Origin of the sequence: Actinacidiphila oryziradicis, assembly GCF_005047355.1 — a bacterium.
Lineage (GTDB): Bacteria > Actinomycetota > Actinomycetes > Streptomycetales > Streptomycetaceae > Actinacidiphila > Actinacidiphila oryziradicis.
The window spans coordinates 1-15557 of record NZ_SUMC01000141.1; the positions used below are offsets into that span (position 1 = coordinate 1).

The window sequence follows — 15557 nt, forward strand, 5'->3', positions numbered from 1 at the left end:
CGAACCGGACCGACTCGACCACCTCGACATCCGCAGACGTGATCGACTCGGCGGCATCCTGCACGAGTATCAACATGCCGCTTGAACTGCGTGGATGCAGTTATCGGCACCCACAGGGCGGCTCCGAGCTTCGCAGTGAAAAGACGGCGACACGAGTTGACCGTCCGCAGAAGCAGAACGGGCCGTGGTGGCGGACGAGAACCTCCGTGTCAGGCCAGTTCTTGCGGGCGTGGGAAAGGGTGCGCGGTGACGGCGCCCCGGGTGGGCTGGTCCGGACGCGGTGCGGCATCGAGGTGCCATTTATCGCCGGCCTGCGGCCGGCGGCGGCGCAGTGCGGCCGCGTACTGCGGGCCGAACCTCTCGCACCACTGCCGGATGGTCTCGTGGGAGACGATGACCCCGCGGGCGAGCAGCAGCTCCTCGACCTCGCGGAAGAGCAGCGGGAAGCGGTGGTACAGCCACACCGCATGGGAGATGATCTCCGCCGGGAACCGGAACCCCCTGTACGACGGCGACCCCGACTCCACCACAACCCCTCCCCGGGAAGATCAGCAAACCCGGCGATCATCCCAGACCCGAGACGCCCTGCTCAACTTGACGACGCCCGAACGCCGCACCCGCGACCTCGTCCGCCAGCTCCAGACCCTCGGCCACCAGGTCACCCTCGCCCCCGCCGCCTGAAACACCCCCCGCACAACCCACTCCGTCCGGCTGACGCCGGACGGACGCTGCCGCCTGCCCGGCTGATCTGGGGTTTTCCGCTCAGAGCGGGACGGTGAGTTGTGCCTGGACGTGCGCGTGCATCACACCCGCCATGTCCGATGCGCAGTCGCTGAGAAGCCACTGCACCTGGAGCCCGTCCATCAGGGCGATCAGCTGCTGGGCCGCCGCGTCGGGAGTGATGCCCGCGCGCAACACGCCCTCGTCGCAGGCCTGTTGGTAGGCGCATCGCGCGTCCGCGACCGAGGCCCGGTACCGCCGTACGAAATACGCGTGGGCGGGGTGGTCGGCGGCGGTCGCCTCCGCCGCGAGGACCGAGAAGAGTTCCACGATCCCGCGTCGCGTCGCGTTCAGCGCGGCCAGATCGACCAGGCGGCGCAGTCGGCCGACGCCGACCGGATCGCCGAGGGAGAGCCACGCGTCGTCGACCTCGTCCCGGTGCTCCAGCACCGCGAGCAGCAGTGATTCCTTGGTCGGGAAGTGATGCAGCAGTCCGGGGTGCGAGAGCCCGCAGCGGGTCGCGATCGTACGGAGCGACGCGCCCCGGTAGCCGGCCTCGCCGAACATCGACATGGCCTGGCCGAGGATCTCGCTCCGCTTCGCGCGGCCTTTCGCGTAGCCGCGCCGCGCTTCGACGGACATCGCCTCACTCTACCGGTTCTGTCGGTCGGGGTCACAACCACACGCGCACGGAATCACATGCGCATGGACTACATACTTAATACTTACCACCTGGTCGGCATTGAGATACCGTACGTCGTGGAGTGATTCCTGCCTGCGGAGCCGCGCGTGGGAGCGCCCCGATTCCGACGGCACCACCGCGCTACCCGATCCACGTACCCCGCGAACGTCACCGACGTTGTGAAAGGAACCCCTGTGGGCCCCTTCCCGCCCTACCGCGACCCCTCGCTGCCCGTGGCAGAGCGGGTCACTGACCTTCTCGGCCGTATGACGCTGCCCGAGAAGGTCGGTCAGATGCTCCAGTTGAACGCGAAGGACGGCGTACGGCACGTGGTCGAGGACCTCCATGCCGGTTCGATCCTCCACGCCGCGCCTGAGCGGGTCCTCGAAGCGGCCGAGCTCACCGAGCGGAGCCGCCTGCGCATCCCGCTGCTCGTCGCGGAGGACTGCATCCACGGGCACTCCTTCTGGGAGGGCGCGACGATCTACCCCACGCAGCTCGGCATGGCCGCGACCTGGGACCCGGAACTCGTGGAGCGCATTGCCCGCGCCACGGCGGTCGAGGTCGCGGCGACCGGGGTCCACTGGACGTTCTCCCCGGTGCTCTGCATCGCGCGCGACCTGCGCTGGGGCCGGGTGAGCGAGACGTTCGGCGAGGATCCCTTCCTCATCGGTGAACTCGCCTCGGCGATGGTGCGTGGCTACCAGGGCGGGGGACTGGACGATCCGACCGCGATCCTGGCTTGCGCCAAGCACTTCGCGGGCTACTCCGAGACACAGGGCGGCCGGGACGCGAGCGAGGCGGACATCTCGCGGCGCAAGCTCCGCTCGTGGTTCCTGCCTCCGTTCGAACGTGTGGCCCGCGAGGGCTGCCGTACGTTCATGCTGGGCTACCAGTCGATGGACGGCGTGCCCATCACGGTGAACAACTGGCTGCTCAACGAGGTGCTGCGCGGCGAGTGGGGCTACACCGGCACCCTGGTCACAGACTGGGACAACGTCGGCCGCACGGTGTGGGAGCAGCACATCTTCGCCGACCACGCGCAGGCCGCCGCCGCGGCGGTCCGAGCGGGCAACGATATGGTGATGACGACACCGCAGTTCTTTGCGGGCGCCCAGAAGGCGGTCGTCCAGGGCACCCTCGACGAGGCGGAGATCGACGCGGCGGTCCACCGGATCCTCACCCTCAAATTCGAGCTGGGCCTGTTCGAGAACCCGCGCCGCCCCGACACCGACCGTCAGGCGCTCGTCATCGGCAGCGCCGAGCACGCCGAGCTGAACCTCGAAGCGGCCCGCCGCTCGCTGGTCCTGCTCACCAACGACGGCGCCCTGCCGCTCGCCGGCGGCTTCGAGGCCGGCGACGACGGCCGCGCCCTCGCAGGACCCGCCGACCCGCCCCGTACCGTCGCCGTCATCGGGCCCAACGCCGACGACGCGCAGACCCAGCTCGGCGACTGGGCCGGTTCCTCGGGCCAGGCCGACTGGCTGCCTGACGGCCACCCGCGCGCCATGATCCGGACCGTGCTCGACGGCTTCCGCGAGCACGTTCCCGCGGGCTGGACCGTCACCCACGCGCGGGGCGCCGACATTTTGACCGTCGGTCCCGACCCCGAGGGCGCGTTCTTCCCCGACGGCCAGCCCCGCCCCGAGGTCGTCGTCCCGGCCGCCCCCGACGACGCCCTCATCGCCGAGGCCGTCGCCGCCGCCCGGGACGCCGACTACGCCGTCGCCGTCGTCGGCGACCGTATCGAGCTGGTCGGTGAGGGACGGTCGACCGCGACCCTGGAACTCGTCGGCGGCCAGGTCGCCCTGCTGGACGCCCTCGCCGCGACGGGCACACCGCTCGTCGTGGTGGTCATCAGCTCCAAGCCCCTCGTGCTGCCTCCCTCCGCGCTCGGAGCGGCGGCGATCGTGCACGCCTTCAACCCGGGGATGACCGGGGGCCGGGCCGTGGCCGAACTGCTGCTGGGCCTGGTCGAGCCCTCCGGGCGGCTGCCGATCTCCTTCGCCCGGCACGCGGGCCAGCAGCCGACGTACTACAACCAGGTGCGCGGCCAGCACGGCAGCCGCTACGCCGACCTCACGCAGAGCCCGGCCTTCGCCTTCGGGGAAGGCCTGAGCTACACCACGGTCAACTACACCGACCTGGAGGTGCTCGCCCCCGTCGTCGGGACGGGCGGCACCGTGCGCGCGCGGCTCACCCTCCGCAACACCGGCACCCGGCCCGCGCTGGAGACCGTGCAGGTGTACATCAGCGACTCCGTCACCTCGGTGACCTGGGCCGAGAAGGAACTGAAGACCTACCAGCAAGTGAGCCTCTCCCCCGGCGAGTCGCGCGAGGTCTCCGTCGAGCTGCCGGTCACGGAGTGCACGATCGTGGACGCCGAGGGGAACCGCTCGGTCGAACCGGGCGACTTCGAACTGCTCGTCGGCCCGTCTTCCCGCGACGAGTCGCTCCTGCGCGCCGGCTTCACCGTGAAGAACTGAGGCCACCGTGCCGCTGCCCCCCGCCCGCAGGGACAGCGGCTTTGGTAAGAGATCCAACGCCCAGGCCAGAAGAGGACGTTGTCAAGTTTTTGTGGGCCCTGCCGGTAGGGAGATCTTCGGTTTGTTCGCGGGGTTCGGGGAGGGGCGTCGTGGAGGCCGGGGCACCGTCGTACAAGGGGTTCCGGCATCCCGCGGAGGGGCGTTGTCACGTTGTTGGGTGCGTGGGTGCCTGACGACGTGTCGGGGCGTGGTGGTGCCGGGTTCCGGGCCGGTGCTCAGGCCGTGGTGGGCCGGCCGACAGCGCCGGTGACCTGGTCCCAGATGGCGAAGCGGATGGTCATTTCAGCTCGGTGTTCGGGTGCGGTCATCTGGTGGCGGCGGGTGCGGAAGTGGGGTGAGATGCCGCTGAACGCGGACAGGAAGCGTTGTGCTCCGCCGACGCTGCGGAAGGCGTTGTCAACTTATCTGGGGCGTGGCGGGGTGATACTGCGTCAGGGCGTGCTGGGGCCGGGTTTCGGCTCTGTGCTCAGGCTGCGGTGGGTAGGCCGGTGACCCCGGTGACCTGGTTCCAGGTCGTGAAGCGGTGGTCCATTTCGGCTCGGTAGTCGTGTGCGGTCAGGCGGTGGCGGCGGGGCCGGAAGTGCGGTGAGATGGCGCTGAAGACCGACAGGAACTGCTGTGCTCCGCTGGCGGCACTGTCAACTTGGCTGTTGGCCGGCATGTGGGATGATCACCGGGTTGGTTGTGTGGGTCGGGGAGGGCATCGTGGAGGCCGCAGCGCCGTCGTACAAGGGGTTCCGGTACCCGGCGGAGATCATCTCCCACTGCGTGTGGCTGTACCACCGCTTCCCCTTGAGTTTCCGTGAGGTCGAGGAGCTGATGCTCGCCCGCGGGATCATCGTCTCCCACGAGACCATCCGGCAATGGTGCACCAAGTTCGGGCCCCAGTACGCCGCCCGGCTGCGCCGCCGCAAGCCGAAGGCCAGGGACAAGTGGCACCTGGACGAGGTCTACCTCAAGATCAACGGCGCGTGGCAGTACCTGTGGCGGGCCGTCGACCAGGACGGCAACGTCCTGGACATCCTCGTTCAATCCCGGCGCGATGCGAAGGCCGCCAAACGGTTCATGGCCAAGCTGATGAACAAGCAGCGCCGGGTGCCGCGAGTCATGGTCACCGACAAGCTCCGCTCCCACGGCGTCGCCCACCGCGCCCTGATGCGCTCGGTAGAACACCGGCAGTCGAAGTACCTCAACAACCGGGCGGAGAACTCCCACCAGCCGACGCGGCAACGCGAACGCACCATGCCATGAAAGGCTTCCGCTCCGCCAGCGGAGCACAGCAGTTTCTGTCGGTCTTCAGCGCCATCTCACCGCACTTCCGGCCCCGCCGCCACCGCCTGACCGCACACGACTACCGAGCCGAAATGGACCACCGCTTCACGACCTGGAACCAGGTCACCGGGGTCACCGGCCTACCCACCGCAGCCTGAGCACAGAGCCGAAACCCGGCCCCAGCACGCCCTGACGCAGTATCACCCCGCCACGCCCCAGATAAGTTGACAACGCCCCCTCATCAGATATGCACCCTTTCGATATTCAGCCAGGCGTAGTTCATCAGCCCGGTGCGGACCGTGTGCAGGGTCAGGACGTGCCGGCCGGGTGTCACCGGTGGGAAGGGGAAGGTGAGCTGAGCCCAGTGGTGTGCCTGCCGCCACGGCACGTTGTCGGCGTCGTCGGCGGTGGAGGGGACGTCGACGACGTCGGTCACCGGCGCGTCGTCGACGGTGAGAGCGACGGCCCCGCCCTGTGGTGCGGTGTACAGCAGGGTGGCCGTGAAAGGCCCGGGCCCCGTGACGTCGACGGTGTACCGCAGCCAGTTGCCCGGCGCGGTCCAGCCTACGTAGAGCACACCCAGGTCCGGCTGGACCGTGTTGAACCGGTGGTCGTCGATGCCGTTGCCCTTGGTGTAGCTGATGCCGACGGGCTCGTCCGCGCGGAAACCGTTGAGATAGTCGCCGTCCAGGGGATTGAGCAGGCCGCTGCCCTGGTTGCGGTCGGAGGCGTCGTGGAAGGCGACGCCTTCGCCGCCCAGATCGTAGTAGGCGCACATCAGCCGGCCGGGGACGAGCTGCGCGCCGGCCGGACCGGTGTCGTCATGAAAGGGGCGGCCGTGGTAATCGGAGGGAAAAGACCCCTGGGGCACGGCTAGATCTCCGTTCCAGCGACGTCCGCCAGCAGTTGGTCGATGCCGGCCAGCTCTTCTTCGGTGAAGGAGGGGCCGCACAGGGCGTCCAGGCTGTCGTCGAACTGCGCGACACTGCTCGCCCCGATGATCAGGGAGGTGACCCGCGCATCCCGCAGCGCCCAGGACAGCGCGGTCTGCGCGAGCGTCTGCCCACGCTCGTGGGCGAGCCGGTCCAGGCCCCTCAGCGTTGTGAGCAGCGCGGGGCTGAGGGTGTCCGGGTTGAGTGTGTCCCCGCGTGACATCCGCGAGCCTGCCGGGGTGCCGGTGAGATAGCGGTTGGTGAGCAGCCCCTGCGCCAGCGGCGAGTAGCACACGCAGCCGACACCGTTGCCGTCGAGAACATCCAGCAGCCCCTCCTCCGGACCGCGGTCGAGCATCGAATAGCGCGGCTGGTGGACCGCGAGGGGTACCCGTAGCTCCTTCAGCAAGGCGATAGCCTGCGCGGTCTGCGCCGCGTCGTAGTTGGAGACCCCGACGTAGAGCGCCTTGCCACGGTGGACGAGATCGGCGAGCGCGCCCATCGTCTCCTCCAGCGGGGTGTGCGGGTCGGGGCGGTGGGAGTAGAAGATGTCGACGTAGTCGACGCCCAGCCGGGTCAGGGACTCGTCGAGGCTCGCCGTCAGGTACTTGCGCGAGCCCCATTCGCCGTAGGGCCCCGGCCACATGCGGTAGCCGGCCTTGGAGGTGATGACCAGCTCGTTGCGGTACCGCCGCAGATCGCGGCGCAGGACCGCGCCGAAGTTCGACTCGGCGCTGCCGGCCGGCACGCCGTAGTTGTTCGCCAGGTCGAAGTGCGTGACACCGCGGTCGAAAGCGTGGGTGATGATCGTACGGTGCCGGTCCGCCGGTCCGTCGTCGCCAAAGTTCTGCCACAGGCCGAGGGAGATCTCGGGAAGCACCACCCCGGTGGTCCCGAGTCTGCGGTAACTCATCCCGTCGTATCTGGTCTCGTCGGCGGCATAGGTGCTGCTTGGTTGCACGGGTGTGTGCTTCCTCTCGAAAGGTACGGTGCGGCGGGTGGCGGGCCGGTATTACCGGACACCGACGGTCGCGATGCTCTGCGTGAAATACCGCTGGAGGGAGACGAACACGAGCACGATGGGGGCGATGACCAGCACCGAACCGGCGAGCAGCAGGCCGTACTGGGTGGCGACCTGGCCGGTTGAGTACAGCGAGAGGGCGACCGGCAGCGTGTACATGTCCTGGCTCTGCGCCGCCACCAGTGGCCACAGGAAGTTGTTCCACGATCCGAGGAAGGTCAGGATGCCCAGCGTGGCCAGCGGCGGTCCGCACAGTGGCATCACGATCCGTGCCCAGATACGTAGTTCACCCGCGCCGTCGATGCGAGCCGCCTCCAGCAGGGTGTCGGGGATGCCGGAGATGAACTGCCGCATCATGAACACCCCCATGGGGGAGGTGAGGAAGGGCAGGATCAGCGCCGCATAGGTATTGGCCATGCCGAGCTTGGTGACCAGCACGAACAGCGGCACGAAGGTGACGACGCCGGGCACCATCAGGGTGATCATGACGAGGGCGAACACCAGCCGCTTGCCCCCGAAGTGGAACTTGGCCAGCGCGTAGCCGACCATCGAGCAGAACAACAGGTTGCCAATCACCGTGACCATCGCCACGATCAGGCTGTTCAGGAAGAACTGGCCCAGGTGCAACTGGGTGAACCAGGTGCTGTAGTTGCCCAACGTCGGATGCTGCGGCCAGAAGCCCGATGGGTCCCGCAGGATCTCGCCCTCGCTCTTGAACGACCCCAGCAGCATCCACATGAAGGGCAGGAGGGTGATCAACACCGCGATCAGCAGGCCGAGATAGGTCAGCAGCCGGCGCCGGGCCCACAGCCGGTCGAGGGTCTGTCGCATCAGTCCTCCTTGGTTCTCAGTGCCCGGAACATCACCATGCTCAGCAGCGCGATGGCGACGAAGAGCACATAGCTGGCGGCTGACGCGTAGGCATAGTTGCCGAAGCCGAACTGCTTGAAGGCGAAGTAGCTGACGGACAGGGTCGCGTTCAGGGGGCCGCCCTGGGTCATGACGAACGGTTCCTCGAAGAACTGGAGATACCACACCGACAGCAGGACCGCGCCGAACAGCAGCGTGGGGCGCATCAGCGGAATGGTGATCCGGGTGAACCGCTTGACCGGACCCGCGCCGTCGATGAGCGCGGCCTCGGTCACCTCGGCCGGGATGGTCTGAAGCCCGGCAAGGAAGATCACCATCAGGGTGCCCATATTGCGCCAGACGCCCAATCCGATCAACGAGGGCATCGCCCAGGCGGTGCTGTTCAGCCAGTCGGGCCCATGGATGCCGAACCAGCCGAGGATCGCGTTCAGCGGTCCGTCCTGCTGCAGGATGAAGCGCCACACCACCGCCACCGCCACGATGCTGGTCACCACCGGGGTGTAGAAACCAACCCGGAATGCCACCCGGAACCGGCTGATCCCGCTGTTCAGTGCCACGGCGAGGATCAGCGCGATGCCCATCGTCAGCGGGATGCCGACGACCACGAAGTAGACTGTGTTACGCAGCGACTTGAGGAACTGCGCGTTCTCGAGGAGTGTCCTGTACTGGTCGAACCCGACGAAATTGACGTCGAAGGGCGTCTGGACGTCGGTGCTCGTGAAGTCGGTGAACGACATCACGAACGACGACACCAGCGGTATCAGTGTGAACGCGGCGAAGAGCAATACGAAGGGCAGCGAGAACGCCCATGCGATGAGGCTCTGCCTGCGCCGCAGACTGCGCGGCGCGCTCGGGGCGGGGGACGCCGTACCGCCCCTGCGGCCCGCGGGCCCGGCGGCGGTACGGCGTCCCGCGCCGCCGTTCCCTCCGGTCAGCACGGCCATGTCAGCTACCGGTGCCGATGCTGTCGGCCGCGGACTGCGCGGCCTTCATGGCCGCGGCCGGGTCCTTGCCCGCCTTCACCATCTGATCGAGCTGCTGGCCGACTTCGTCCGCGACCTGGAGCCAGGTGGAGTTGGGCGGCGGGGCGTCGGTGTCCTTGAGCTGGTCATTGAAGACCTGAAGCTCCTTGTCGTCAGCCAGTCCGGGCAGCTGCCAGGCGCTCTGCACTGCGGGCAGCGCACCGTCGATCTTGTACCACTCCGCCTGAACGTCGGGCTTGGACAGCCACTGAATCAGCTTCCAGGCCGCCGCGCTGTTCTTGCTGCGCTTGAAGACGACCAGGTCCGAGCCGCCAGCGAAGGACGTCGCCGACTCCTCCTTGGGCACGGTGGCGACCGCGTACTTGTTCTGGAAGCCCGGGCCGCCGGCCTGGTTCAACAGCTGTGACTCACCCGCGCCTGCCAGCAGGATGCCCAACTGGCCGCTCACAAAGGCCGATTCCGCAGCACCTGCCCCGGCCGACGGATTGGGGTCGGCGATCTTGTCCTTGTAGAAGCTCTGGTAGTACCGGTACCCGGCGATCATCTGAGGTGTGTCGTAGGTCCACTTGGAACCATCCTTGTTGATGATCTGCGCGCCGTCCGACCAGGGGAAGATGAACGAGTTCTGGAGGTCCTGGTCCGGCGTGGTAGCCATCTGGATTCCCCACTTGGCACCGCCCGCTGTCTGCATGCCCTTGGCGAGCTTCGTCAGGTCGGCCCAGGTCTTCGGCGGCCCATTGAAGCCCGCCTTCTTCGCCAAGTCGGTGCGGTAGAACAGCAGGCGGGTGTCGACGGCCCATGGCACGCCGAGCGTTGCGCCCTTGACCTGGGCCGACTTGAGCGGGCCCTGGAAGAAGGCGTTGGTGTCGATGTCGGTCGGCACCGGCTCGAAGCCGTCGGTGATCCCGCCCATGAGCGTGGTGCCGACCTGCGCGATGTCGGGAGTGACGCCACCGGCTTCCGCAGTACGGAACTTCTCCGATGCGTCCTGCCATGGGACCGAGGTGACGTTGACGGTGTAACCGGGGTTCTCCGCCTCGAACTGCTTCAGCAGCTTGGGCAGGTTTTCCCCGTCGGTGCCCATGGCCCACACCGTGAGCGTGGCCTTGGTGGGCGCGGTGGCATTCGCGCCCTGTGACGTGGCTGCGTTCCCTCCGCCGCTGTCCGATGACCGCCCGCAGGAGGCAGTCAGCAGGGTGATGGACAACAGGGCAAAAGCGATCTTCACCTTCGGGTGTCTCACGGGAGTCCTTCGGTCGGAGCGGGGGATGACGGCCAACTGGCGTGCGACAGTGACGCATTGATGGGCCGAAGTTGCCATGATGTTACGAAATGGCTTTTATTAAAGGGTTTTCGTAACCCTAGCGACGCAAGGATCAAGCGTCAACGGGTTGGGAATTGCAAGATTCAGGCGCGCGCCGGCGCGCGCCACCGGTCGAGACGCGGCGAAGAGCCCGGCCGTTGCCGGAGAGCGGCTTCGGGCCCACGCGTGTGGGAGTGCCGGGTGCGGCAGGATTGTGGTGGCGCGGTGAGGAGTGCCGCGGATGCGGCGAGGGCGTGGGTCAGCGGACGTCGGCCGTGCGCATGGACGCGGCCGACCAGCGGTCGCTGTGCGAGGAACCGAACAGCCGGCCCTCGACCTCGTTCAAAGCACGGCGGACCCCGCCCAGTACGGTCGCCCGGCCGGCGAGCGCGGCCAGCGAGAGCCGTGGCGCCGGTGCGGCGAACTGCCGCCGGTACAGATCGAGGGTCCGCTCCTCGATGACCGGCATCAGCCGCTCCGCCATCTCGGCCGACAGCCCGCAGATCACCACGAGTTCGGGATCGAGGAAGGTGGAGAGCATCGCGACCGGACGCGCCACTATCGCCCCGAGCCGGTTCACGATCCGCCGCGCCACCGGGTCACCGCCGTCATATGCGGCGAACACCATCTCGGTTGTCACCCGGTCCGGGTCGCCATCCGCAAGACCCACGAGCCGTCCGGCGTTCGCCGGCAACCGGTGCTTCGCGCCCGCGACCGTCCGCGCCCGCCCGACCGCCTCGGCGCCGAGCTGTGCCGCCTTGCGCGGCACTCCCCCCGACGGGCCCATGCCGATCAGCAGGTTGACCGCGGTCATCTCGCCCGCGATGCCGGTGCTGCCCCGCACCAGCTGGCCGTTGATGATCAGCCCGGCACCGAAACCGTGCTCGCACACGTCGAGCAGCACCGCGTTGTCCAGCCCCTGCGCGGCCCCCTGCCAGTGCTCGCCGATCATCGCCAGATTGGCGTCGTTCTCCGCGACCACGGGCCACGGCAGTGTGCGATCGAGCTCGGTGATCAGACCCCGGGTACCGGCCCGATACTGCGCGGCGGTCGACGGGGCGTAGGCGTGCGACTGCACCGGAGCCGGAATGCTCACGCAGACCTGCCACACCGCCTCAGGGACGATCCCAGCGGTGGTGATGACGTCACGGACAATGGCCGGCCCGTGCACGGTCACCTGTGATCCGAGGCTCGAGTCGGTGCTGATCTCGCGGGACAGCTCTCCGCACACCCGGCCGGTCAGATCGGCGACGGCAGCGGTCACCCGGCGTTCGTGGATATCCAGCGAAACCACGAACCCGGCGCGCGGGTCGGACCGGTAGCGTCGGGCAGGACGGCCCGGCCGGTCGTCCTGGGCCGCGTCGCTGGGCATCTCCAGCACCAACCCCTGTGCGATCAGCCAGTCGCAGGTGGTGTGGACGGTCGGCCGGGACAGTTCGGTCGCCGTCATCAGCTCCGTGGCCGTACAGGGCTCACCGGCCCGCATGGCTTCATACACCACCGCGGCGTTCATCCACCGTATCTGCGCAGCTGACGGGGTCCTCGTGCGCGTCGACACCTGGGTGCCTCCTCAATCGGACTAACCCGCAGCACCGTGTCTGCGAGGGCGCACCAATGGAAGGTATCAAAAAGCCGCTCACGATGGGCACCGTCGCCGAACCTCCCGCGCTGACCCACAGTCGGCAACCCGCGGCGCACCACGGGCCTTCAGGTAGTCGGTGCCTCGGGCACCGGGTACCGGGCGCGCCTCGGAAGCCACCGGCAGGCACCCCCGGCGATCCCGCGTTGATCACAGGACGGCGGCCGGTGCGGCGGGCAGTTCGTAGTGGCCGGCGAAGCCAGCCGCCTCCGGATGCAGCGGGACCGCCTCACCGGGGGCGACGTGGCGGCGGACGACGGTCTTGGTTCGGTCGTAGCCACCCGCTGGCGTGGAGAGCCGTTCGCTGTCCGACGCGGCGGCGCGGATAACCCGTCAGCAGCCAAGTACTTGCTGACCGCCGTCAGTTCAGTCCGGTCTCCTTGGCGACCTCCGACAGGCTCATGGCCCCGGACTCGACCAGGGAGTAGGGTCGGGGACTGGCGCGGTGGCGTGTGACGCTCCGTTTCCAGCCCCCGCCGCTTCAATCCGTGCGTGCGGTCGTGACCAAGACCCTGATCGGCACCCCCGACCCCGACCAGCCGCCCCAGCCTCCGCTGCGCGACGAGCACGCCGAACGCACGATCCTTGCCGCCCTCCTGCACTACCCCTCCCTTACCGCCCACCTGACCGCGGTCCTGGACAGCACCGACTTCACCACGGCCGCTCATCAGCAGCTCTTCGCCGCTGCCGTTGCGGCACGCGACCGCAGCGGAACCACCGCCGCGGCGGCCGTCATCACGGAGTTGGCCCGTCACCGGCCGGCCCGCCCGGACACCGCGACCACGACGCAGCCCGAACAGCTGGTGCGCGACGTGGCCGGCGCCGTGCCGGTGGAGGCGATGACGGTGCACTACGTGGCGATCGTGCGCGACCTGGCCGCCCTTCGCCGCCACCAGCGCAGCACCCACCCCGAAGGCCTCCCGCCGATGCCGATACGCGGCTTCCTGATCGACGAGGACGACAACTAGCCCCGACACGGCGCCCTGCACCAGCACGACCCGACCAGCCCACGGAGCACCCCCAGATGCTGCACCCCACCGACGAACAGGCCGCGGCCGCCGACGCCTTCCGCACCGGAGACCACCTGGTCCTCCAGGCCGGCGCCGGCACCGGCAAGACCACCACCCTCGCCCTCCTCGCCACCACCACCGGCCGCCGCGGCCGCTACATCGCCTTCAACAAAGCCATCGCCACCGACGCCGCCACCCGCTTCCCGCCCACCGTGCAGTGCAAGACCGCTCACGCCCTGGCCTACGCCGCCATCGGCCACCGCTACCAGGCCCGCCTGGGCAGCCCCCGCCAACCCGGCTGGAAAACCGGCCAAGCCCTCGGCATCAACCAACCCGCCCGCATCGGCACCCGCGACCTGTCACCCAAAACCCTCTCCTACACCACCCTGCGCACCGTGACCCGCTACTGCCACTCCGCCGACCCCACCCTGAACCGCCACCACGTCCCCCGCCTGCGCGGCCTGGAAGCCGACGACCTGCACACCCAGCTCGCCGACCTCGTCCTGCCCTACGCCGCCAAAGCCTGGGCCGACCTCCAACACCCCGAGACCGGCGTCGCCCGCTTCGACCACGACCACTACCTCAAAATCTGGGCCCTGTCCGAACCGAAAATCCCCGCCGACTACCTGCTGCTGGACGAAGCCCAGGACACCAACCCCGTCGTCGAACAGGTCTTCACCGCCCAACGCGCCCACGCCCAGCTGGTCATGGTCGGCGACTCCGCCCAGGCCATCTACGGCTGGCGCGGCGCCCGCGACGTCATGACCGGCTTCAACGGCACCGCCCTCACCCTGTCCCAGTCCTTCCGCTTCGGCCCCCGCCTCGCCGCCGAAGCCAACCGGTGGCTCGCCATCGCCCGCGCCCCCATCCGCCTGGACGGAACCGACACCATCCCCACCGAACTCGGCACCCTCGACCACCCCGACGCCGTCCTGTGCCGCACCAACGTCGGCGCCATCGCCGAAGTCATGAAACACCTCGCTACCGGCCACCGCGTGGCCCTGGCCGGCGGAGGAGAGGCCCTGCGAGTCCTGGCCGCCGCCGCGCGCGACCTGACTGAAGGACGCCGCACCTGGCACCCCGAACTGGTCCTCTTCCCCACCTGGGGCGAATTGCGCGAGTACGCCGAACACGACCCTGCCGGTCACGACCTGATGCCCCTGGTCGACCTGGTCGACAAGCACGGCCCCGATGCCCTCCCTCGCCGCGATCAGCCAACTTGTCCATGAGAACCACGCCGATGTGACCGTCTCTACCGCTCACAAGGCCAAAGGCCGCGAATGGGCGACCGTGAAGATCGCAGGCGACTTCACCCCGCCGAGGGACACCGACCAGAAGGACGACAACGGCCACCCCGTCCCCGGCCCGATCGACGACGCCGAAGCCCGCCTGGCCTACGTCGCCGTCACCCGCACCCGCCACCGCCTCGACCTCGGCGGCCTGTCCTGGATCCACCACCACCCCGAGGGAAACCCACCAACCCGCCCCGTGCCGTGATCGGGACGGTTCCCACATCGACTCAATAGCAGGACTGCACTCGCGCCGTTACCGCTTCCTGGGAGGGTCTGTACGGTCATCGGTGTAACTCCCGATCAAGGAAGTAGCACCTGATGAGCGACGTGACTGTCTCCGTTGAGACGGTTGAAGAGGTCCTGCCGGTCGAGCTGTCGGCGGATCTACTGGACGACCAGTTGATCGGGAAGCTGGTCGACCGGGCCCGGTCCCAGGGATTGCAGCTGACCGGCGAGGGCGGGTTGCTGCAGCAGCTGACCAAGCGCGTGCTGGAGTCCGCCCTGGAGGGCGAGATCACCGACCACCTCGGCTACGACAGGCACGACCGGGCCGGTGCGGGTAGCGGGAACTCCCGCAACGGAGTACGGCCCAAGACCGTGCTGACCGAGGTCGGGCCGGTCCAGATCGAGGTGCCCCGCGACCGTGACGGCAGCTTCGAGCCGCAGATCGTCAAGAAGCGGCAACGGCGGCTGAGCGGCGTGGACGAGATGGTGCTGTCGCTGTCCGCGCGCGGCCTCACCCACGGGGACATCTCCGCCCACCTGGCCGAGGTCTACGGCGCGAGCGTGTCCAAGCAGACCATCTCCACCATCACCGACAAGGTCCTGGACGGAATGGCGGAATGGCAGAACCGGCCGCTCGACTCGGTCTACCCGGTCATCTTCATCGACTGTGTGCACGTGAAGGTGAGGGCTCTGTCGCCGATCTTGTGATCCGCGATGTCTGCGATCATGATCGGCGTGTGCGTCTGGAAGCCTTGAGCAGCTCTTTCCTCATTTGTCGGACCTGGTAGTCGAGAGCGTGGAACGTTCTTCTGAAGCGGTCACGCTGGCAGCGCGGGTGCGGTCGTCATCGGCGGCGTGTCGATGGTGCGGAAGTTATTCAACAATGGTGCATGGAGGATATGTTCGCCGTCTCGCTGACGCCGCGGTGAGCGGTATTAAGGTGGTCATCGAATTATCGGTACGTCGATTCCGATGCGTCAATGGCGACTGTAAGGCCGTCACTTTTGCCGAGCAAGTTTCCGGTTTGACCACGCCCCATAGCCGCTATACACCTTTACTTCG

General features: G+C 68.3%; 11 protein-coding genes and 5 pseudogenes. 6 read left to right on the forward strand and 10 right to left on the reverse strand.

Translation table 11 applies throughout. From position 1 onward, the window contains the following. Positions 1–287: 287 nt before the first annotated feature. Positions 288–527, reverse strand: a pseudogene (locus FCI23_RS49420) (IS6 family transposase); the annotation flags it as partial. On the opposite strand from FCI23_RS49420, the gene FCI23_RS57610 reads away from it, so the two are divergent. Next, positions 475–681, forward strand: coding sequence for a hypothetical protein (locus FCI23_RS57610; RefSeq protein ID WP_169317350.1), 207 nt, complete (start codon positions 475–477; stop codon positions 679–681). The pseudogene FCI23_RS49420 and the gene FCI23_RS57610 overlap by 53 nt on opposite strands. 81 nt (positions 682–762) lie before the next feature. On the opposite strand, the gene FCI23_RS49425 is transcribed toward FCI23_RS57610, so the two are convergent. Beyond that, positions 763–1362, reverse strand: coding sequence for a TetR/AcrR family transcriptional regulator (locus tag FCI23_RS49425; protein WP_136730533.1), 600 nt, complete (start codon positions 1360–1362; stop codon positions 763–765). A gap of 234 nt (positions 1363–1596) precedes the next feature. Here FCI23_RS49425 and FCI23_RS49430 point away from each other — a divergent pair, with 234 nt between their 5' ends. Continuing rightward, positions 1597–3888, forward strand: a complete 2292-nt coding sequence (locus tag FCI23_RS49430; protein ID WP_136730534.1) for an exo-beta-d-1,3/1,6-glucosidase — start codon at positions 1597–1599, stop codon at positions 3886–3888. Between the two features lie 275 nt (positions 3889–4163). On the opposite strand, the pseudogene FCI23_RS49435 reads toward FCI23_RS49430, so the two are convergent. Both FCI23_RS49435 and FCI23_RS49440 read right to left on the reverse strand, forming a co-directional pair. Next, positions 4164–4337: pseudogene (locus tag FCI23_RS49435) on the reverse strand (IS6 family transposase); the annotation flags it as partial. 77 nt (positions 4338–4414) lie between these two features. Then, positions 4415–4609, reverse strand: a complete 195-nt coding sequence (locus tag FCI23_RS49440; protein ID WP_407646145.1) for a hypothetical protein — start codon at positions 4607–4609, stop codon at positions 4415–4417. A gap of 5 nt (positions 4610–4614) precedes the next feature. Between FCI23_RS49440 and FCI23_RS49445 the strand changes: the two are divergent. Then, positions 4615–5378: pseudogene (locus FCI23_RS49445) on the forward strand (IS6 family transposase). 83 nt (positions 5379–5461) lie between these two features. Here the strand turns inward: FCI23_RS49445 and FCI23_RS49450 are convergent. The 6 genes from FCI23_RS49450 to FCI23_RS49475 form a co-directional block, all read right to left on the reverse strand. Further along, complete coding sequence (locus FCI23_RS49450) at positions 5462–6091, reverse strand: carbohydrate-binding protein (RefSeq protein ID WP_136730535.1); 630 nt, start codon at positions 6089–6091, stop codon at positions 5462–5464. A 2-nt stretch (positions 6092–6093) separates the two neighbouring features. After that, positions 6094–7065, reverse strand: a complete 972-nt coding sequence (locus tag FCI23_RS49455; RefSeq protein ID WP_136730542.1) for an aldo/keto reductase — start codon at positions 7063–7065, stop codon at positions 6094–6096. Between the two features lie 99 nt (positions 7066–7164). Beyond that, complete coding sequence (locus FCI23_RS49460; protein ID WP_136730536.1) at positions 7165–8004, reverse strand: carbohydrate ABC transporter permease; 840 nt, start codon at positions 8002–8004, stop codon at positions 7165–7167. After that, entirely contained in the window at positions 8004–8987 is a 984-nt protein-coding gene (locus FCI23_RS49465) for a carbohydrate ABC transporter permease (RefSeq protein WP_136730537.1), read from the reverse strand. Before FCI23_RS49465 ends, FCI23_RS49460 begins: the two co-directional genes overlap by 1 nt. A gap of 1 nt (position 8988) precedes the next feature. Then, a complete protein-coding gene (locus FCI23_RS49470; RefSeq protein WP_211265821.1) occupies positions 8989–10269 on the reverse strand; it encodes an extracellular solute-binding protein in 1281 nt (426 codons plus the stop codon). Between the two features lie 319 nt (positions 10270–10588). Next, positions 10589–11887, reverse strand: coding sequence for an ROK family transcriptional regulator (locus FCI23_RS49475; protein ID WP_136730539.1), 1299 nt, complete (start codon positions 11885–11887; stop codon positions 10589–10591). Between the two features lie 581 nt (positions 11888–12468). Here FCI23_RS49475 and FCI23_RS49485 point away from each other — a divergent pair. From FCI23_RS49485 to FCI23_RS49495, 3 genes and pseudogenes are all read left to right on the forward strand, one after another. Further along, positions 12469–12936: a DnaB-like helicase N-terminal domain-containing protein gene (locus tag FCI23_RS49485; RefSeq protein ID WP_169317351.1), complete on the forward strand. Its 468-nt coding sequence runs from the start codon at positions 12469–12471 to the stop codon at positions 12934–12936. Between the two features lie 56 nt (positions 12937–12992). Beyond that, positions 12993–14475: pseudogene (locus FCI23_RS49490) on the forward strand (UvrD-helicase domain-containing protein). Between the two features lie 113 nt (positions 14476–14588). Then, positions 14589–15182 (forward strand): annotated as a pseudogene (locus FCI23_RS49495) (IS256 family transposase); the annotation flags it as partial. Between the last annotated feature and the right edge of the window lie 375 nt (positions 15183–15557).